At 66.3% G+C, this 17,884-nt stretch carries 16 protein-coding genes and 1 pseudogene; 9 read left to right on the top strand and 8 right to left on the bottom strand.

Going from position 1 to position 17,884, the window contains the following annotated elements; all coding sequences use genetic code 11:
• Positions 1 to 90 precede the first annotated feature (90 nt).
• On the bottom strand, positions 91 to 1,323 hold the full coding sequence (locus F7R26_RS22915; protein ID WP_150984306.1) for an autotransporter strand-loop-strand O-heptosyltransferase: 1,233 nt from the start codon (positions 1,321 to 1,323) through the stop codon (positions 91 to 93).
• On the opposite strand from F7R26_RS22915, the gene F7R26_RS22910 reads away from it, so the two are divergent.
• Both F7R26_RS22910 and F7R26_RS22905 read left to right on the top strand, forming a co-directional pair.
• Positions 1,322 to 1,660 carry a hypothetical protein gene (locus tag F7R26_RS22910; RefSeq protein ID WP_150984307.1) on the top strand — a complete coding sequence of 113 codons (339 nt, stop codon included), beginning with the start codon at positions 1,322 to 1,324 and terminating at the stop codon, positions 1,658 to 1,660. The genes F7R26_RS22915 and F7R26_RS22910 overlap by 2 nt on opposite strands.
• A gap of 740 nt (positions 1,661 to 2,400) precedes the next feature.
• Positions 2,401 to 2,502, top strand: a pseudogene (locus tag F7R26_RS22905) (IS5/IS1182 family transposase); the annotation flags it as partial.
• Between the two features lie 9 nt (positions 2,503 to 2,511).
• Here the strand turns inward: F7R26_RS22905 and F7R26_RS22900 are convergent.
• The 4 genes from F7R26_RS22900 to F7R26_RS22885 all read right to left on the bottom strand — a co-directional run bounded on the left by F7R26_RS22900 (position 2,512) and on the right by F7R26_RS22885 (position 6,100).
• Positions 2,512 to 3,477, bottom strand: a complete 966-nt coding sequence (locus F7R26_RS22900) for a tripartite tricarboxylate transporter substrate binding protein (protein WP_150984308.1) — start codon at positions 3,475 to 3,477, stop codon at positions 2,512 to 2,514.
• A 225-nt stretch (positions 3,478 to 3,702) separates the two neighbouring features.
• A complete protein-coding gene (locus F7R26_RS22895) occupies positions 3,703 to 4,359 on the bottom strand; it encodes a methionine ABC transporter permease (protein WP_150984309.1) in 657 nt (218 codons plus the stop codon).
• A complete protein-coding gene (locus tag F7R26_RS22890; RefSeq protein WP_150984310.1) occupies positions 4,340 to 5,233 on the bottom strand; it encodes a methionine ABC transporter ATP-binding protein in 894 nt (297 codons plus the stop codon). Before F7R26_RS22890 ends, F7R26_RS22895 begins: the two co-directional genes overlap by 20 nt.
• A 54-nt stretch (positions 5,234 to 5,287) precedes the next feature.
• Positions 5,288 to 6,100 (bottom strand): MetQ/NlpA family ABC transporter substrate-binding protein, encoded by an 813-nt coding sequence (locus tag F7R26_RS22885; protein WP_150984311.1) that lies wholly within the window; start codon positions 6,098 to 6,100, stop codon positions 5,288 to 5,290.
• A gap of 292 nt (positions 6,101 to 6,392) precedes the next feature.
• Here F7R26_RS22885 and F7R26_RS22880 point away from each other — a divergent pair, with 292 nt between their 5' ends.
• Positions 6,393 to 7,412: a succinylglutamate desuccinylase/aspartoacylase family protein gene (locus F7R26_RS22880; RefSeq protein ID WP_150984312.1), complete on the top strand. Its 1,020-nt coding sequence runs from the start codon at positions 6,393 to 6,395 to the stop codon at positions 7,410 to 7,412.
• Between the two features lie 73 nt (positions 7,413 to 7,485).
• Complete coding sequence (locus tag F7R26_RS22875) at positions 7,486 to 8,328, top strand: transporter substrate-binding domain-containing protein (RefSeq protein WP_150984313.1); 843 nt, start codon at positions 7,486 to 7,488, stop codon at positions 8,326 to 8,328.
• 74 nt (positions 8,329 to 8,402) lie between these two features.
• Here F7R26_RS22875 and F7R26_RS22870 read toward each other — a convergent pair whose 3' ends face one another.
• Both F7R26_RS22870 and F7R26_RS22865 read right to left on the bottom strand, forming a co-directional pair.
• A complete protein-coding gene (locus F7R26_RS22870) occupies positions 8,403 to 9,248 on the bottom strand; it encodes an IclR family transcriptional regulator (protein ID WP_150984314.1) in 846 nt (281 codons plus the stop codon).
• An 11-nt stretch (positions 9,249 to 9,259) separates the two neighbouring features.
• A complete protein-coding gene (locus F7R26_RS22865) occupies positions 9,260 to 10,048 on the bottom strand; it encodes an IclR family transcriptional regulator (RefSeq protein ID WP_150984315.1) in 789 nt (262 codons plus the stop codon).
• Between the two features lie 352 nt (positions 10,049 to 10,400).
• Here F7R26_RS22865 and F7R26_RS22860 point away from each other — a divergent pair, with 352 nt between their 5' ends.
• The 5 genes from F7R26_RS22860 to F7R26_RS22840 all read left to right on the top strand — a co-directional run bounded on the left by F7R26_RS22860 (position 10,401) and on the right by F7R26_RS22840 (position 17,099).
• Positions 10,401 to 11,360 (top strand): MBL fold metallo-hydrolase, encoded by a 960-nt coding sequence (locus F7R26_RS22860; protein ID WP_150984316.1) that lies wholly within the window; start codon positions 10,401 to 10,403, stop codon positions 11,358 to 11,360.
• A 54-nt stretch (positions 11,361 to 11,414) separates the two neighbouring features.
• Entirely contained in the window at positions 11,415 to 13,148 is a 1,734-nt protein-coding gene (locus F7R26_RS22855; RefSeq protein WP_150984317.1) for an FAD-dependent oxidoreductase, read from the top strand.
• 35 nt (positions 13,149 to 13,183) lie between these two features.
• Complete coding sequence (locus F7R26_RS22850; protein ID WP_150984318.1) at positions 13,184 to 13,399, top strand: DUF2783 domain-containing protein; 216 nt, start codon at positions 13,184 to 13,186, stop codon at positions 13,397 to 13,399.
• Positions 13,400 to 13,514: 115 nt separating this feature from the next.
• The gene (locus tag F7R26_RS22845; protein ID WP_150984319.1) at positions 13,515 to 14,840 is read left to right on the top strand and encodes an MFS transporter; all 1,326 of its coding nucleotides are present in this window, start codon (positions 13,515 to 13,517) and stop codon (positions 14,838 to 14,840) included.
• A gap of 174 nt (positions 14,841 to 15,014) precedes the next feature.
• The gene (locus F7R26_RS22840) at positions 15,015 to 17,099 is read left to right on the top strand and encodes a putative bifunctional diguanylate cyclase/phosphodiesterase (protein WP_150984320.1); all 2,085 of its coding nucleotides are present in this window, start codon (positions 15,015 to 15,017) and stop codon (positions 17,097 to 17,099) included.
• Positions 17,100 to 17,166: 67 nt separating this feature from the next.
• Here the strand turns inward: F7R26_RS22840 and F7R26_RS22835 are convergent, their stop codons facing one another.
• The gene (locus F7R26_RS22835; protein WP_241754809.1) at positions 17,167 to 17,679 is read right to left on the bottom strand and encodes an MlaC/ttg2D family ABC transporter substrate-binding protein; all 513 of its coding nucleotides are present in this window, start codon (positions 17,677 to 17,679) and stop codon (positions 17,167 to 17,169) included.
• Between the last annotated feature and the right edge of the window lie 205 nt (positions 17,680 to 17,884).

The following is a 17,884-nucleotide window of genomic DNA, read 5'->3' as shown; positions in this document are numbered from 1 at the left end:
GTGTTGGATTCTTGGAAGACCGGGCTGGCCGGACGGGATCCGCCGGGCCGGCGCCGGAAGGCGCGGTGGCCTTGGTTCAGGCGGGGTTCATCATTGCGGCTGTGCTTGCTCCGGGTGTTTGAGGGTCCCGACCAGCCGGTCGATATGGCCGATCACCTGCCGGCCGGTGATGGCCGCGCTGCATTCGTATTGGCGGGCGGTGCCCTTGTGGCGGGGGCACCAGAAGAAGTCGAAGTGATCGAAGCTGGTGCGCACGTCATCCCAGCATCCGTTGCAGACGTGGGGGTTGAAGACCCGGTAGGGCGTCTGGAACTCGCAGTTGGGCAGAGTGAAGCCGCTGATCAGCACCACCGGGATGCGGCTCGCCCAGGCCAGCCACGACAGCCCACTGGACAGGCCCACGAAGAAGTCGGCGTGCTGCAGCAGCGCAACCCGCTCCGGCAGCGGGATGTCGCCGGTGAAATCCTCCGCGCCATGCGGGATGTGGTTCCACACGAAACCCTGTCCCACCGTCGCCTTCTGGTCGATGGCTAGCACGCGGTAGCCCAGCGACTTCAGGTGGGCCACCACCTCGTTCCAGCCTGTCCCGTTGTTCCAGAACTTGGCTTGGCAGGAGGCCTTGGTGGCAATGCAGACATAGCGCTCCGGGATGCGGCGCGGTGCATCGAGCCGCATCCGCGGGACAGCTTCGGCTGGGTCGACGCCGAGGATGTGGCCGGCCGTGCGGTGCAGGCCGACCATGCGGAAATCGATGGGCTGGTTGTCCAGGTTGCCGCCGAAGAAGAGCCCTATCTTGTAGGTCGCGTACGGGGTTCGGCCCACATACTCATCCGGCGCCGTGAGGCGGATATCCGGGTAGCTGGCAGCGAACAGATCGATGATCAGCGGCCCCATCGTGCATTCGAGCCGGCACCCGTGCTGCGCGCGGAAGCGTTCGGCATAGGGAATCCAGCCGACCAGGTCGCCGAGTGTGCCGACTGGAAAGGTGATCAGCACCTCCCGCTCGCTGAGATCAAGGGTGTGGTCGAGCACGGGCGTCAACTCGCCGCGCCGGAAGACCTTGATGCGAAAGCGGACGTAGAACTTCTTGGTGCTGGTCACCCAGCCTTCATCGGGATCGCAGGCGAAGAGGATATTGCCAGTGTCCTCATCCCAGATTTCGATATGCCATTGCCCCTTGGGCAGCAGCACGCGTGCGCCGTCGTTGAAGTCGTAGAGGATGCCTTCAGGGCCGCACTGCGTCGGCACTGCCGGCGGGGCAATGAAATGGGCCTGGTGGCCACCGGCGCTGGAGCCGGTGGCTGCGACGGAGGAGGCGGGCATGGCCGAGGGACCAACACTGCCGGAGTGGTCGGAATACGCCGAAGGCGAGGCGTTCGATGGGGAAGTGAATGGCACGGACATATCGGAAACTCTGGAGCGGGTGTTGGATGCGGATGCCTGCGAGGGGGAGCCGTACTCCGCGTGGGAACGCTGGTCAGAGATGACGGCACGCACCGTCGTGCCGACACCGCCTGCTCCCATCGCGACGGGCGTCGGCGAAGACATCCCGTGGGTAACAAGTGCAAAAGGGCTGGATCGGCAAGCAGGCGTCCCTTACAAAAGTCTTGGAGACGCGAAGTATAGGAAGGGCCGCTTCGGAAGTGCTGACAAATCCTGACATGGGTTGAGATGGCCTTCGGGCGCGCACTCGCGCCTGCGGCAACGCGGGGGGAGGAGGGGAGAGATACCGGACTACCGGCAGCAACTTGATCAACCAGGGATGCACGGTGGCACGTTAGCCTGGCCCAGCGCATCGTGCCCATGCTGGCCGATGAGGGTGTCTACCTGGCCAGCAGATCGAGCAAAAGTTTCTCGCCGCACGCCATGATCTGTACGCCAAGGCCCAAGAGAGCAACCCGCGTCGCTGGTCACGCCACACGCGAGATTGGTCGCCAATCGGGACGGTCACGCTCGGCCCAGAGCGCGAGACTGCCGTGCCCACCCGTATCAAGCCAGGCGCGGAAGACCAGCGTTTGGCTGCGTGAATGAGGTGACATCTACCTTGACGCGCGCCGATTTTGGCCTGACGCCAGCACCGTCGCAAACAAAAAACCCCACACTCCGAAGAATGTGGGGTTCGTCAGCAATCTGAGGCGCCCCCTTTGGGGCGCCGTGTCTTGCGGTGTGCCATCTCGAGCAGGCAGTATGGCCGGCGCCGGTCGCTGGTCAAAATGAAATATCGGTGGCGATTTATTCCGTGGCGGAAAATTTTGGCGGGCGAGGATGACATCCCGGTGCGCGTACCACCGGCCTGGGGCACCATGCCCGGCCGGCAGCGGCGGGCGGTCAACGCCGGGCAGACGGTGGCGCATTTCCGGCTCAGTGGTGTGATGTCAACGCAGAGAACCGCTCCACTCTATTCGCTTCGAGCGCCGCGCTGACATTCACGGCGCATTCCTGAACCCTGGCTGCTCTCTCGTCTGCAGGAACAGCTTCAGGCGCGCTGAGCAGTCTTTTTGAAATGGTCTCCTAATCAGCCTGGGCGCCCGAACGCTTCACCACCGCGCCCCACTTGAGGATCTCGCTGTCGACGAACTTGCCGGTTTCCTCCGGGCTCATCGGCATCGGCTCCGAGCCGCGGTCGGTGATGAACTTCGACAGCTCGGGCGACTGCAGCGCCTTCACCGTTTCCGCGTTAAGCTGGCTCACGAGCGCGGGGGGCAGGCCCTTGGGCGCCATCAGGATGGCCCAGCCCAGCGCTTCGAAGCCGGGAACGCCTTCCTCGCGCACCGTAGGCACCGACGGCAGCTGCGGCGCGCGCTTGGCCACCGTGACCGCCAGCGGCACGGCCTTCTTCGACTGGATCAGGGGCAGCGCCGCCGTCACCGAATCCACCATCAGCGGGATCTGGTTGCCGAGAAAGTCGGACTGCGCCGGACCGCTACCCTTGTAGGGGATGTGCACCATGAAGATGCCAGCCTGGGCCTTGAGCATTTCGGCCGACAGATGCTGGGTCCCTCCCACGCCCGCGCTGGCGTAGCTGTATTTGCCGGGCGCGGCCTTGGCCTTGGCGATCAGGTCGCGCAGCGAGACGATGCCGGAAGCCGGCGTGGCAAGGAACACCAGCGGTACCGAGAACACGCCGGAGATCGGCTGGAAATCCTGGCGCGGGTTGTAGTTCAGCTTCTTGTACAGCGTCTGGTTGACTGCCATCGCGCTGCCGGCCATCACCAGCGTGTAGCCGTCGGGCGCCGCGTGGGAAGCGATCTCCATGCCGAGGTTGCTGCCCGCCCCGGCACGGTTGTCCACCACCACCGGCTGGCCAAGCTGCTTGCCCAGCCGCTCGGCCAGCGCGCGCGCAAAGATGTCGGTGGCCTGCCCCGGCGGGAACGGCACGATCAGCTTGACGGGGCGCTCGGGATATGCGGCGTGGGCGAAGGTGGCAGCCGTCGTCAATGCGGCTGCGGCGGCGATGAGGGCAAAGGGCTTCTTCAAGGGGGGCTCCTGCGTTATTGGTTTTATGTGTGGTGCTGGGTATGTGCATGGCGCGCGGCGCATGCGAGCGGCCGCGCAGGGGAGGATTCTACGGGATGGCGCATCGCCACCGCAGCGCCGCCTTCCGCCCTTGCATTTCCCTATGCCGATTGCGGCGTTGGCAAGCCCGAGAGGCAGCCGTACGCCATCCACGCCGCGCGCCACGACGTGGGCTGCGTGGCCGGCTCAGCGCCGGTGGTCGAAGCGCCGCGCCAGTCGCTCGCCGCCGAACTGCACCAGCGTGACCAGCGCGACCAGGATCACGATCACGTTGAACATCACCGCCGTCTCGTAGCGCTCGTAGCCGTAGCGGATGGCCAGGTCGCCCAGGCCGCCGGCGCCCACCGCGCCGGCCATGGCCGACGAGCCGATCATGGCGATCACGCTGACGGTTGCGCCGCCAACGATGCCGGGCAGCGCTTCGGGCAGCAGCACGTGGCGCACGATGTGCCAGCGCCGGCAACCCATGGCGCGCGCGGCCTCGATCAGGCCCGGATCGATCTCGTTCAGGCTGACCTGCGCAATGCGCGCAAAGAAGGGAATCAGGTGCACGCTCAGCGGCACCACCGCCGCCCACGTGCCCATGGTGGTGCCGACGATCAGCCGCGTCACGGGCAGCATCGCCACCAGCAGGATGATGAACGGGATCGAGCGGAAGGTGTTGACCAACGCCGACAGCGTACGGTGCAGCCGCGGACGCGGGCGCAAGCCGCCCGGCGCGCTCAGCGTCAGCACGATGGCCAGCGCCATGCCGCACACGAACACCACCAGGCAGGCGGCGCTCACCATCAGCAAGGTCTCGCCCAGCGCCTTTACGTACTTGTCAGCCATTGGCGGGAACATAAGCCTCCATCTCGATATCGGCGCGCGCACGGGCGTACGACGCGTTGGCCGCATCGGCCGCATGCATGGCATTGGCAAACTCGCCGCCGGCCGGCACTGGCAAATCCAGCCGCAGCGGACGCAGCAGCGCCAGCGTGGCGGCGGCCTGCGGCTCGGCAAACACCTGCCACACCGTGCCGAGCTCCACCGCACGGCCCTGATCGAGCACCAGCACGCGGTCGCAGGCCTGGCGGATCACCGCCATGTCGTGCGTGATCAGCACCACGGTCAGTCCAAGCGAGCGGTTGATATCGCGCAGCAGGGCCAGGATCGACTCGGTGGTCTCGGGGTCCAGCGCCGAGGTCGCCTCGTCGCACAGCAGGATCTCCGGGCGGTGCACCAGCGCGCGCGCAATGCCCACGCGCTGCTTTTGCCCGCCGGACAACATGGCCGGATAAACCTGCGCCTTGTCGGCCAGGCCCACCAGTTCCAGCAACGCCATCACGCGCGGCACAATCTCCGCGCGCGGCACGCCGGCCACGCGCAAGGGCAAGGCCACGTTCTCGAACACGGTCTTGGCCGACAGCAAATTAAAATGCTGGAAGATCATGCCGATGCGCCGGCGCAGCGCCACCAGGCCATCTTCATCCAGCGTGCCCACGTCCACGCCATCCACGCGCACCTGCCCGGCGCTGGGACGCTCCAGCATGTTGATGGTGCGCAACAGCGTGGACTTGCCCGCGCCGCTACGCCCGATGATGCCGAAGACCTCCGCGCGCGCCACCGTGAACGACACGTCCTGCAAAGCGGCCGCGGGCGCGCCCGGGTAGTGCTTGCCAAGCTGCTCGAAGACGATATGCGACGGACTTGATTGCAGCGGGGGCGCCTGTGACACGATGAAAATCCTCCGGGAACAACATGAACAACATGAACAACGGCATCCGCCACATCAGAACGCGGGGATCACCGAGCCCTGGTACTTGGTCAGGATGAACTTGCGCACCTCATCCGAGTGGTACGCCTTGATCAGCGGTGCCACCCACGGCGCCGCCTTGTCGCGCTCGCGCACGGCGATCACGTTCACGTACGGGTTGCGCTCCTTCTTCTCCACCGCAATGCCATCGCGCGTGGCGATCAACCCGGCCTGGTAGGCAAAGGTGTTGACCACGGCGGCGGCATCCACGTCCGGCAGCGAGCGCGCCAGCACCACCGAGGCGCTCTCCACCAGGTCCAGCTTCTTCGGGTTGGCGGTGATATCGCCCAGCGTGGCCGTGCCGGTGTACGGGTCGAAACCCTCGCGCAGCTTGATCAGCCCGTGATCGCGCAGGATCACCAGCGCCCGGGTCTGGTTGCTCGGATCATTGGGAATGCCCAGCCGCGCGCCCTGCGGCAGCGACTCCAGCGACCTGTATTTGCGCGAGTAAAAGGCGATCGGCGAGATCAGCGTGTCCGCCACCGCCACGATCTTGTAGCCGCGCTGGTTGATCTGGTCACGCAGGAACGGCTTGTGCTGGAACGCGTTGGCGTCGAGATCGCCATTGTTCAGCGCTTCGTTGGGGCTGGCGGTGCCGGTAATCACGATCGGCTCCACCTTGAGGCCTTGCTTGCTGGCCACCTTGGTCACCACTTCCCAGATCTCTTCGTCCACCCCGCCGCGCACGCCGACCTTGATGGGCTTGTCGGCGGCCAGCGCCGGAGCGGCGCCGATGGCGAGCGCCGTCGTGGCGGCGAGGACCGTGGAGAAAATTGCACGCAGGTTCATAAGCCGTTCACCTCGAAGACGTTGCTGGCGTTGATTGAGCTGGCGAAATGCCAGGCAACCAGTCTAGGTAAGCGACGGCATGCCGGTCCAGGAATAAAACCGCAATAGCAAATCCGGAAATCCTGCCAGCGTGGCAGCCGTGGCGAGCTGAAGTCAAAGCGTGCGCACGCCGTACGCATATCCATGCGCCGATTTGTTCTTTCCGCATGCCGGGCCGGCTGCGTAGAGTGACGGGTTTCCGTACGCCGCGCGAGCTGCACGGCTCACGCCGCCATCACCCCAAGGCTTCACCATGGCTTCCTCCCCGGGGCACGCGCCCGCCTCCCCCATCCACAGCGAAGTCGATTTCGGCGCGCCGGGCAAGCACACCGGCTACCTGCGCCTGCCGCACTCCGCGCATCGCTCCGCCTATGGCTGGCTGCCCATCCCGATCGCCTCGGTACGCAACGGCGAAGGCCCCGCCGTGCTGGTGATGGCAGGCAACCACGGCGACGAATACGAAGGCCAGATCCTGGTCTCGCGGCTGATCCGCGCGCTTACGCCGGAGATGGTGCAGGGCCAGGTGATCCTGCTGCCGATGGCCAACTATCCGGCCGCGCAAGCCGGCCTGCGCACATCGCCGCTGGACGGCGGCAACCTCAACCGCAGCTTTCCCGGCGATGCGCGCGGCACGCCGACGCAGGTCATCGCGGACTATATCGAGCGTTCGCTGCTCACGCGGGTGAGCCTGGCGATCGACCTGCACTCCGGCGGCAGTTCACTGCAATACCACGGCGCCACCTTGTTTGCCCAGGCCGCGCAAGACGCTGCAGCCAAGGCGCGGCTGTTCGATGCGGTGCATGCATTCGGCTTGCCGCACACCTTCATCAACGAGGTTCCCAACCCGGTCGGCTTGCTGGCGGCGGCGCGCCGCCAGGGCGTACTGGCACTGCTGACCGAACTCGGCGGCGCGAGCATGGTGGATACCGTGGCCCTGCGAGATGCGTGGCAAGGCCTGCTGCATCTGCTCGGCCACCTTGGCGTTGTGCGCGGCCCGCTGGTGCCTGCCGCGGCGCCGCACACCACCCGCCTGCTGCGCGTCGACCGCGAGCGCCACTATGTTTATGCGCGGGAAGACGGCATCTTCGAGCCACTGGTGCAGCTTGGCGATCGCGTGGTCGCCGGCCAGCCCGCAGCGCTGCTGCATACGCCGCACAGCCTCGAGCGCGAGCCGGTGATTGCCCGCTTCCCGGCAAGCGGGCTGGTGATCTGCAAGCGCGTGCCCGCGCTCACGCAGCGCGGCGATTGCCTGTTCCAGCTGGCCGACGATTGACCAGCGCTTGCTCCGCACAAGACGCGCGTGCCGGCATCACGCCCTCGCTTTACACTCACCAGTAAGCATTCCCATGTCCAGGCTATCTGACTCACCACGCCGCACCCTCCTTGCGCTAGTGCTCACCACGCTGCTCGGCAGCGCCGCCGCCCACGCCGACGCCACGCTGGATCGCATCCACCAGCGCAATAAAATCAGCATCGGCGTCATCGTCAACGGCACGGGCGGCTTCGGCTCGATCGATCCGGCCAGCGGCGAGATGATCGGCTTCAACCCGGATCTGGCCAGGCAGATCGCCAGGGACCTGGGCGTGCAAGCCGAACTGGTACCCGTGCTGCCAGCCAACCGCGTGCAGTTCCTGCAGCAAGGCAAGGTGGACCTGCTGGTTGCCAGCATGCTGCTGACGCCGGAGCGCGCCACGCAGATGGATTACGCGCCCACGCCGTACTATCGCAACGGCGGCACCGCGGTCTTTCTCAAGCGCAGCGGCATCAAACGCTGGGAGGATCTGCGCGGCAAGCCGGTCTGCCTTTCGCAGGGCAGCAGCTATGCCAAGCCGCTGAGCGCGCAATACGGCGCCGAGCTCAAAGGCTTCAAGGGCATGTCCGAATCGCTGCTGGCGCTGCGCGGCGGCGGCTCGTGCGTGGCAGCCGTGCATGAGAGCGTGACACTGAACACGCTGGTGGCGCGCGATCCGGAATGGCGCGACTACGCGGTGCTGCCCGACGAGGTCGATCCCGCCCCGCAGGTGGCCTGGGTGCGCAAGGGCGAACATGACACGGCGGCTGCGGTGGACCGCATTATCCAGGGCCTGCACCGCTCTGGCCGGCTGATCGAACTGGAGAGCAAGGCCGATCTGCTGCCGCGTTCGCCGCTGCTGGCGCAACTGCACCGCAAGTTCAGCGGCAAGCCTTAGATGCCGTTTCAGGAAGATTCTGGCGTCGGTGCGCGGCCTTGGCCGATTCGCTTGTACTGTCTGCGGCCGCGCGCCTAGCTGCGCACCGCCATCGGCTCCATCGCGCCAAACCGCCACGACAACCGCCGCGCCGCCTGCAACAGCGTCCCGGCCGTCGCGCCGTCCGTACCGCTGTCGAAGCTGCCCGATGTGCCAATCAGGGCGATGACGAGCGCAATGCTGCCGGTGTGGTCGAACACGGCCGCCGCAAGTGTGTCGATACCGGGCACGGGCCGGCTCAGCGCGTTGTCGATCCCCTGCGCGCGGATTTGCGCCAGCCGGGCCGCGTACGCTGGCGCCAGCGCTTCACCCGCGCCGCCGTCCGCTTCGACGACTTCCGCTTTCGGTACACCAGCGAGCCGCAGCGCGTCCTGGCCCAGCAGGCCGATCAGCACAGGCTCCGGCAGGTGTGCCGCGAACAGCCGGCCGATCGCCGTATTGACCAGCGACAGCACAGTGCCGACCCGCAGGCTGACGTGCTGCGGCCGCGCCGCTTCCTCCAGGCGGACCACGGTCGGCCCCAGCGGGCCAAGCACTGCCATTGCCACGCTCAGGCTGGTCGCGCCCGCCAGTTCGATCACTTCCGGCTCGGCCTCGCGGGTTGGCGAGAGCCGCTGCAAGGCGATCAGCCCGAGTTCAAGGCCCAGCGGGCCCGACAGGAAATTGCCCGCCGCGTCGCGCGCCAGCAAGCCGATCTTCTGCAGGCTGACCAGATGCGGGAACGCTTTGGCGGGCGGCATGCCGGCCGCGCGTGCAAGGTCGCGCAAGGGCAGCGGCCGCCCGGCCGCGACCAGCGCGGCAAGCAACTGGCCGGTGTTGTCCAGCGACTGGATGCCGCGTTGCGGCTTGGCGGCTTCGCCCAGGATGTCGTCGATTGGCATGGGGGCGGGTGTCATTCGGCTTCGGTAGTGGCGGCGATCGCGTCACGGATGGCGGCGGCGGTGTCTAGCAATGCGACAGCCACGGGGCCGCGCCAGCCCACATCGATGGCGCCGGTCGATCCCACCACGGTCAGCGCCAGGCGCAGCCGCCCGCTGGCGTCCAGCACCGGCACGCACAGGCTGCTGACGGCGGGGCTTGGCGCGTCGATGCTGCGCTCGATGCCGCGCTCGCGAATGGCGGCAAGCTCCGCCGCGAACGCGGTGGCGTCCACGGCGGGCGTGTCGCCCGCGTGCTGTTGCGCCCAGATCGCCTGCCACTGGCCGGGCGGGAGAAACGCGCAGAACACGCGGCCGGTCGCCGTTGCCGACAGCGACATCACCGTGCCGACGTGCAGGTTCACGTGCAAGGGCGAGCCCGCGTGCGCATAGCGCACGATGGTGGGGCCCTGCGGGCCGGCGGCGCAGATCGCCACACTAAACCCGCACGAGTCCGCCAGCGCGGCCACCCGCGGCACCGCCGCCCGGTAGGCCGGATCGTGATCCAGGTACAGCATGCCAAGCTGCAGCGCCAGCGGGCCTGGCTCGTAGCGCCCGGACAGGTGGTCGCGCTTGATCAGGCCAAGCCGCACCAGGCTGACCAGGTAAGTGTGCGCTTGCGCGGGCGCAATCTGCACGCTGGCCGCAAGCTCGGCCAGGGCCATCGGCGCGCGGACATCGGCCAGCGCGCGCAGGAAGCGGCCGCCGACTTCCACGCTCTGGATGCCGCGCTGCGCCTTCTCCTCGCCGCCGGCGTCCGCCATGTGGTCCTCGGATCGCGCTGATCGTGCTGGTCGTGCTGGTCGTGGCATTCAGCCCCCGCTTGAAAACCCAGATAGTAATCGACCCGACGCCATCCACCTGGCGAGAGCAAGGGTTTCCCCTCGGATTTCTGCGTCTTGCTTGTGCCTTACCCGTCTCGTCATATTAGTTAGTCAAAAACAATTCGATTTGTTATTGACTAATTTCACTGCGATTCCTAAGATGGCCTTACCCCGATACCGGTGCAGCTATAGAGTGAATACGGGGCGAGACAGTCCCCCGCTATGCAGTGATCCGCTCCGGCGCCTGCTGTCTCGTCTTTTCCCCACGCAAGACAAAAGAGATGAGGCAAGCATGAGCAAGGCATTCGCATCCCAGGCCGACCTGGAAGCCAAGAAAATCACCTTCACCCAGCTCTCCGAGAACGCTTACGCGTACACCGCCGAGGGCGACCCCAACTCCGGCGTGATCATTGGCGACGACGGCGTGCTGATCGTCGACACCACCGCCACGCCCGCCATGGCGCAAGACCTGATCGCCAGGATCCGCTCGGTGACGGACAAGCCCATCAAGTACGTCGTGCTCTCGCACTACCACGCGGTGCGCGTGCTGGGTGCTTCGGCCTATTTCGCCGAAGGCGCGCAGCAGATCATCGCCAGCCGCGGCACCTACGAGATGATCGTGGAGCGCGGCGAAGCCGACATGAAGTCGGAGATCGAACGCTTCCCGCGCCTGTTCGCCGGCGTGGAAACCGTGCCGGGCCTGACCTGGCCGACGCTGGTGTTCGAGAAAGAAATCACCCTGTACCTCGGCAAGCTCGAAGTGCGCATCGCCCATCTGGGCTCGGGCCACACCAAGGGCGATACCGTGGTCTGGCTGCCGTCGCAAAAGGTGTTGTTCTCCGGCGACCTGGTGGAGTACGACGCGGCCTGCTACTGCGGCGACGCGCAACTCGAGCAATGGCCCGCCACGCTCGACGCCTTGCAGGCGCTGGGCGCCGAGAAGCTCGTCCCCGGCCGCGGCCCGGCCCTGACCAATCCGCAAGAGGTCAAGAAGGGGATCGAGTACACCAAGGATTTCGTCACCACGCTGTTCCAGGCGGGCAAGGAAGCCGTGGTGGAGCGCCTGGACCTGAAGAGCGCGATGGCCCATACGCGCAAATCGATGGACCCGAAATTCGGCCACGTCTTCATCTACGAGCACTGCCTGCCGTTCGACGTGTCGCGCGCCTTCGATGAGGCCAGCGGCATCCAGCATCCGCGCATCTGGACCGCGCAGCGCGACAAGGAAATGTGGGCCGCGCTGCAAAACTGAAGGCCAATCGCCGCATAGATGGAATGGCCGTACCGCGTGGATGGAGACACAAGCATGAGCAACGATTACCAGAACCAGTCATTTGAGTACCAGCCCTGCCGCGAGCAACGGCAGGCGCACGCAGGCAAGCCGCACCCGGTGATCGTCGTCGGCGCCGGGCCGGTCGGCCTGGCCACCGCGATCGACCTGGCCCAGCACGGCGTGCCGGTGGTGCTGGTGGACGATGACTGCACGCTGTCGAGCGGATCCCGCGCGATCTGCTTTGCCAAGCGCACGCTGGATGTCTTCGACCGGCTCGGCTGCGGCGAACCCATGGTGAACAAGGGCGTGCGCTGGCACGTCGGCAAGGTCTTCGTGCGCGACGAGCAGGTCTACACCTTCGACCTGCTGCCGGAGGCCGGCCATCAGCGGCCGGCCTTCATCAACCTGCAGCAGTATTACGTCGAAGGCTTCCTGCTCGATCGTGCGCGCCAGTTGCCGAACCTGGAGATTCGCTGGAAGCACAAGGTGACGGGCATCGAACAGCGTCACGCCGGCACGCCGGACGCGGCCGTGGTGCTGACCGTCGACACACCGGACGGCCCCTATGCGCTCACCGGACGCTACGTGGTGGCGGCCGATGGCTCGCGCAGCCCGCTGCGCAACCTGCTGGGCCTGGACAGCAAGGGCCGCACATTCAAGGATCGCTTCCTGATCGCTGACGTGAAGATGGAAGCCGAATTCCCCACGGAGCGCTGGTTCTGGTTCGACCCGCCCTTCCATCCGAACCAGTCGGTGCTGCTGCACCGCCAGCCCGACAATGTCTGGCGCATCGACTTCCAGCTCGGCTGGGACGCTGATCCCGTGCTGGAAAAAACGCCGGAGCGCGTGATTCCGCGCGTGCAGGCGCTGCTTGGGCCGGACGCGAAGTTCGAGCTGGAATGGGTCAGTGTCTATACCTTCTCCTGCCTGCGCATGGACAGCTTCCGCCATGGCCATGTGCTGTTTGCCGGCGACGCCGCGCATGGCGTTTCGCCGTTCGGCGCGCGCGGCGCCAACAGCGGCGTGCAGGACGCGGAGAACCTTGCGTGGAAGCTGGCGTACGTGATCCAGGGCCGCGCGCCGGACAGCCTGCTCGACACCTATGCAAGCGAGCGCGAATACGCCGCCGACGAGAACATCCGCAACTCGACGCGCTCGACGGATTTCATCACACCGAAGAGTGCGGTCAGCAAGGTGTTTCGCGATGCCGTGCTGGCGCTGTCGAAGACGCATGCGTTCGCCCGGCAGCTGGTGAATAGCGGGCGGCTGTCGTTGCCATCCGTGCTGCGCGATTCGACGCTCAACACGCCTGACACCGGCGACTTTGCCGGCACCATGGAGCCGGGCACGGCCTGCGTGGATGCGCCGGTCCACGGTGCGCAAGGCCAAGGATGGCTGCTGGCGCAACTAGGCGGGCAATTCACCGCGCTGCTATTCGGCATACCCGACGCCGACAGCCAGGCCGCCTTGCAACGGCTGCAGCAAGGCACGCTGCCGCTCAGGCTGGTGGTGGTCAGCGCGGATGCCCTGTCCGCAGCATCGCCCGGCATAGCGGTGTGGCATGACACCGAGGGACTCGCGGCGCAGCGCTATGACGCGCGCCCCGGCACGCTGTACCTGATCCGCCCTGACCAGCATGTCTGCGCGCGCTGGCGGCAGGTCGACATCGCCGCCGTCCAGCAGGCCATGGCACGCGCGACCGGCAATTTGCCCGGCGCGCAGACCGGCGCACCGGCAGCGCAAGCGGCCGCTCCGGTGGCGGCATGAATCCCGCCGCGACATACTGAGTCAGAGAGACAGCAATGGCACTCAACACCCAACCCAACCTGGCGCGCGCCGACGACTTCTACGAAGCCCTGATCGACATGCACCGCAATCTCGACGACGGCCAGAGCCAGGCGGCCAATGCGAAATTGATCCTGTTGCTCGCAAATCACATCGGCGACCACGACACGCTCGCCGCCGCCATGCAGCTCGCGCGGCAGGGTGCGGCGCCGCAGATCAGCGCGCAGGCCTGATTGCAGCGGGCGCGGCCCACAGCCCACAGCCCGCTTCCCGCTTCCACTCATTGCCAATACGCACCAGACGTCGGCATCCAGGGCCCGGCCGGGCCCGCGTTCCCGGAGACAATCCATGACCTATTCCTCTGCAGGGGCCATTGCGCCCCCGGCTCGTGCTGCCCGCGACGAAGACGCGCTCTATCGCAAGATCTGGCTGCGCATCATCCCTTTCCTCTTTGTCTGCTACGTCATCTCCTTCCTCGACCGGATCAATATCGGCTTTGCCCAGCTGCAGATGAAGCAGGACCTGGGCTTCAGCGATGCGATGTACGGGCTGGGCGCCGCCGTGTTCTATGTGGGTTACGTGCTGTGCGAGGTGCCCAGCAACATGTTGCTGGCCCGCTTTGGCGCGCGCCGCACCTTCACCCGCATCATGCTGCTGTGGGGCCTGGCGTCGGTCGGCATGATGTGGGTGTCGACACCCACGCACTTCTATACGTTGCGCTTCCTGCTGGGCGTGTTCGAAGCTGGCTTCTTCCCCGGCATCGTGCTGTACCTGACTTACTGGTTCCCGGCGCGGCGGCGCGCCGCCGTGATGGCCATTTTCTTCGCGGGCGTTGCCGTGGCCGGCGTGCTGGGCGGGCTGGTGTCGGGCTGGATCATGCGCGACATGGCCGGCGTGCTCGGGCTCTATGGCTGGAAGTGGATGTTTGCCATCGAAGGCGCACCCGCCATCTTGCTCGGGCTCGCCGCCGCAGTGTTCCTGGTCGATGGCCCGCAGCAGGCGAACTGGCTCACCGCCCCGGAGAAGGCATTGCTCGCCGCGCAGAACGGGCCGGCCGGACAGGCCACGCGCGCGCACTCGTTTGGCGCGCTCATCGCGGCGTTGCGCAACCCGCGTATCTACCTCTTTGCCTTCATTTACTTCGCGCTGACCTGCGGCTCGCTGACGCTGAGCTTCTGGATGCCCCTGATGATCCGGGACTTCGGCATCACCGATGTGATGTCCATCAGTCTTTACTCCGTCATCCCGAACGCCGTCGGCGCCGTCGGCCTGATCCTGATCGCCCGCCACTCCGACCGGCACGGCGAGCGGCATCGCCATTTCGTCGCCTGCACGGTGGGCGGCGCGCTGGCACTGGCGCTGCTGACCCTGCACCTGCCCAGCTTCGCGGCGATGCTCGCGCTGCTGTCCGCCGCGTGCGTGCTGATCTTCGCCGCGCTGCCGATCTTCTGGTCCTTGCCGCCAAGCCACCTGCCAGCCCACACCGCCGCCGCCGGCATTGCCTTTATCAGCAGCATCGGCATAACCAGCGGCATCGTCAGCCCGTGGGTGATCGGGCAAATCAAGACGCACACAGGCAGCATGGACAACGCGCTGTACCTGCTCGCGGGGTTGCTGCTGGCCAGCGGCGTCGCCATGTGGGCGGGCGTGCCAAAGGCCGAGCCACGGCACTGATCGCCGGGGGCCAGTTGGCCCCCGGGCTCCCATCTTTTTGGGGTTTCGACTAAACTTGCCCGCCCTCTTGTCGATATGAGGGGCGTACTGGCGCTTTCCTTGGCACGCTCGCTTGGCGCGCGCGCACAGGGCGGCCTCCAGGCAGTTCCAAGTCAACATCCAGAAAGGTCTTCCATGCAAGCCGGTAGCTACAACAGTTTGCTTGTGCTGTTCTCACTGCTGGTGGCGATGCTGGCCTCCTACACCGCCCTGGACATGGCCGGGCGCATTGCCACCGCGCAAGGGCGCGCGGCCCACTGGTGGCTGGCGGGCGGCGCCTGCGCCATGGGCACCGGCATCTGGTCGATGCACTTCATCGCCATGCTGGCGTTCCACCTGCCGATTCCGCTGGGCTACGACCTGCCCATCACCGTGGCCTCGCTGCTGATCGCCATCGCGTCATCCGCGCTCGCGCTCTGGCTGGTGGGCCGGGAGACCTTGCCGTGGCGGCGCCTGGCTGGCGGCGCCTTGTTGATCGGCAGCGGCGTTGCCGGCATGCACTACACCGGCATGGCTGCACTGCGCATGGTGCCGGGTATCCATTACATCCCCTCGTTGTTCGTCCTGTCCGTGGTCATTGCGGTCCTGGCATCGGGCACGGCGCTGTGGATCGCGTTCAACCTGCGGCGCGAGTCCGTCTGGGTGCGGCCCTTGCGGGCGGGCGCATCGGTGGTGATGGGCTTTGCCATCGCCGGGATGCACTACACCGGCATGGCGGCTGCGCAATTCCCGATCGGCGCCGTCTGCGGCGCGGCGCGCGACGGCATGGACTCCGGCTGGCTGGCCGTGGTGATCATCGTCGTCACGCTGGCCGTGCTGGCGATTGCCCTGATCACCTCGGTGCTCGACATGCGCCTGGAAGCCCGCACTTCCTTGCTGGCCGTCTCGCTCGCCGAAGCCAACCAGGAACTGACCTACCTGGCGCTGCACGACAACCTCACCAAGCTCCCCAACCGGGTACTGCTGGAAGACCGGCTCGAGCAGGCAATCCAGGGCGCCACGCGGGAGAAGAGCCGCTTCGCCCTGATGTTCATGGACCTGGACGGCTTCAAGGCGGTCAACGACGCCTACGGCCATCCCATCGGCGATCAGTTGCTGGTGGAAGTCGCGCGGCGCATCGGCGCCAATGTCCGCTCGCAAGACACCATTGCACGGCTGGGCGGCGACGAGTTCGTGCTGCTGGCCGGCGTCAACGAGCCGGCGGATGCCGCCACCCTTGCCGAAAAGGTGCTCAGCGCCATGCGCGAGCCCTTCCAGGTAGCCGGCCGCGAGTTGCGAGTCTCCACCAGCATCGGCATCGCCATGTACCCCGGCGATGGCGAGCTCCAGCACGACTTGCTGACCAACGCCGACGCGGCGATGTATCACGCCAAGGCGCTGGGCCGCAACACCATCTGCTTCTTCGAAGCATCGATGAACGCCAACGTGCACGAGCAGCTTCAGCTGGTGCAGGACATGCGCATGGCGCTGGAACGCCGTGAGCTAACCCTGCAGTACCAGCCCAAGCTCACCGCCCCCAACGGCCCGATAGTCGGCGTGGAAGCCCTGGTGCGCTGGATGCACCCCACGCGCGGCCTGATCGCCCCGGACCAGTTCATCCCCCTCGCGGAGAAAACCGGCCTGATCGTGCCGATCGGGGACTGGATCCTGGACGAAGCCTGCCGGCAGATGCGGGCGTGGCGCAACGAGGGCCGCCCCGAGTGGACCATGGCGGTCAACCTCTCGGCGCTGCAGTTCCGGCACGCCAGCCTGATCGCGACCGTGCGCGACACCCTGGCCCGGCATGGCCTGGAGCCATGCTGCCTGACGCTGGAGGTCACCGAATCCACGGCGATGCGCGACGCGGACGCCAGCCTGAAGATCCTCGAGCAACTCCACGACATGGGCGTGCGCATCTCGATCGACGACTTCGGCACCGGCTACTCGAGCCTGCTGTATCTCAAGCGGCTGCCTGCGAGCGAGCTGAAGATCGATCGCGGGTTCATCCGGGACCTGTCACGCAATACCGAGGATGCGGCGATTGTCTCGGCCATTGTGGCGCTGGGGCGCACGCTGAATTTGAATATCGTTGCAGAAGGGGTCGAAACGGCGACGCAGCAGGAGTTCCTGACGCGGCTTGGATGCAACTCGCTGCAAGGATTCCTGCTCGGACGACCAATGTCCGCGGAGAACCTGATTGAATCGCTGTCCAGCGACACGCTGCTATCGGATGCCGGATGATAAAGGCGCCACACCATGGGGCCATTGAACGACGCGGGGGACGACGCGGGGGAAGACGCGAGATAGCTCACGCCGCATTATGGCTAGCCAGATACTTGACCAGGCCCTCAATCCCCCCTTTTGCCACAATATCCGCAAACTGCTTGCGATAAACCTCAATCAGCCAAGCCCCACTCATATTGATATCGTAAATCGACCACCCCGCCGCGCCCTTCTGCAGCCGATAGTCGATCTGCACCTCATCCCCGTTATTCAGCACGCTGGTCTCCACCACCACATCATTTCCCGCAGTCCGCGGCGCCTTGTAGCGAAACTTCAGCGTCTGCTCGCGCACTTGTGAAAGGGACAAGGCGTAGCTGCGCACCAGCAGCGTCTGGAACTGCTCGTAAAGCTGCTTCTGCTGCTCCGGCGTGGCACTGCGCCAGGCGCTGCCGACCGCAAGCCGGGTAGTGCGCTGAAAATCGGCATAAGGCAGGAACTGCCGGCGCACCACGGCCGTGATCTTGTCCAGATCGCCGTTACGGGTGTCGGCGTTGGCCTGGATGGTGGTGAGTACGCCTTCGACGGCGGCGCGGACCATGCGGTCCGGCGAGGAGCGGTCAACGCCCACGGCTGCGGGACTCTCGCCAGGTGTCGCTGCCGGCGCGGTGATGGACAAGGATGCGCCAAGGACAACGACAAAGCCGGCGCAAACCGCAAGTACGGCGGCGTTGCATCCCGCAGGGGCAAAGCGAAGGCGGAAACGGCGAGGCATCGCAATGATCCTCCACGAACAAGATGCGCTC

The sequence above is a fragment of the Cupriavidus basilensis genome (assembly GCF_008801925.2).
Taxonomy (GTDB): Bacteria; Pseudomonadota; Gammaproteobacteria; order Burkholderiales; family Burkholderiaceae; genus Cupriavidus; species Cupriavidus basilensis.
The sequence above is the reverse complement of the archived record's forward strand: the minus strand, read 5'-3'. Positions and strand labels throughout refer to the sequence as shown.

Coding starts and splice junctions, on each gene's coding strand:
- F7R26_RS22910 (WP_150984307.1), top strand. CDS start 1,322: ATGGCCGAGGGACCAACACTGCCGGAGTGGTCGGAATACGCCGAAGGC.
- F7R26_RS22915 (WP_150984306.1), bottom strand. CDS start 1,323: ATGCCCGCCTCCTCCGTCGCAGCCACCGGCTCCAGCGCCGGTGGCCAC.
- F7R26_RS22895 (WP_150984309.1), bottom strand. CDS start 4,359: ATGTTCCCGCCAATGGCTGACAAGTACGTAAAGGCGCTGGGCGAGACC.
- F7R26_RS22885 (WP_150984311.1), bottom strand. CDS start 6,100: ATGAACCTGCGTGCAATTTTCTCCACGGTCCTCGCCGCCACGACGGCG.
- F7R26_RS22880 (WP_150984312.1), top strand. CDS start 6,393: ATGGCTTCCTCCCCGGGGCACGCGCCCGCCTCCCCCATCCACAGCGAA.
- F7R26_RS22875 (WP_150984313.1), top strand. CDS start 7,486: ATGTCCAGGCTATCTGACTCACCACGCCGCACCCTCCTTGCGCTAGTG.
- F7R26_RS22870 (WP_150984314.1), bottom strand. CDS start 9,248: ATGCCAATCGACGACATCCTGGGCGAAGCCGCCAAGCCGCAACGCGGC.
- F7R26_RS22865 (WP_150984315.1), bottom strand. CDS start 10,048: ATGGCGGACGCCGGCGGCGAGGAGAAGGCGCAGCGCGGCATCCAGAGC.
- F7R26_RS22860 (WP_150984316.1), top strand. CDS start 10,401: ATGAGCAAGGCATTCGCATCCCAGGCCGACCTGGAAGCCAAGAAAATC.
- F7R26_RS22855 (WP_150984317.1), top strand. CDS start 11,415: ATGAGCAACGATTACCAGAACCAGTCATTTGAGTACCAGCCCTGCCGC.
- F7R26_RS22850 (WP_150984318.1), top strand. CDS start 13,184: ATGGCACTCAACACCCAACCCAACCTGGCGCGCGCCGACGACTTCTAC.
- F7R26_RS22845 (WP_150984319.1), top strand. CDS start 13,515: ATGACCTATTCCTCTGCAGGGGCCATTGCGCCCCCGGCTCGTGCTGCC.
- F7R26_RS22840 (WP_150984320.1), top strand. CDS start 15,015: ATGCAAGCCGGTAGCTACAACAGTTTGCTTGTGCTGTTCTCACTGCTG.
- F7R26_RS22835 (WP_241754809.1), bottom strand. CDS start 17,679: ATGGTCCGCGCCGCCGTCGAAGGCGTACTCACCACCATCCAGGCCAAC.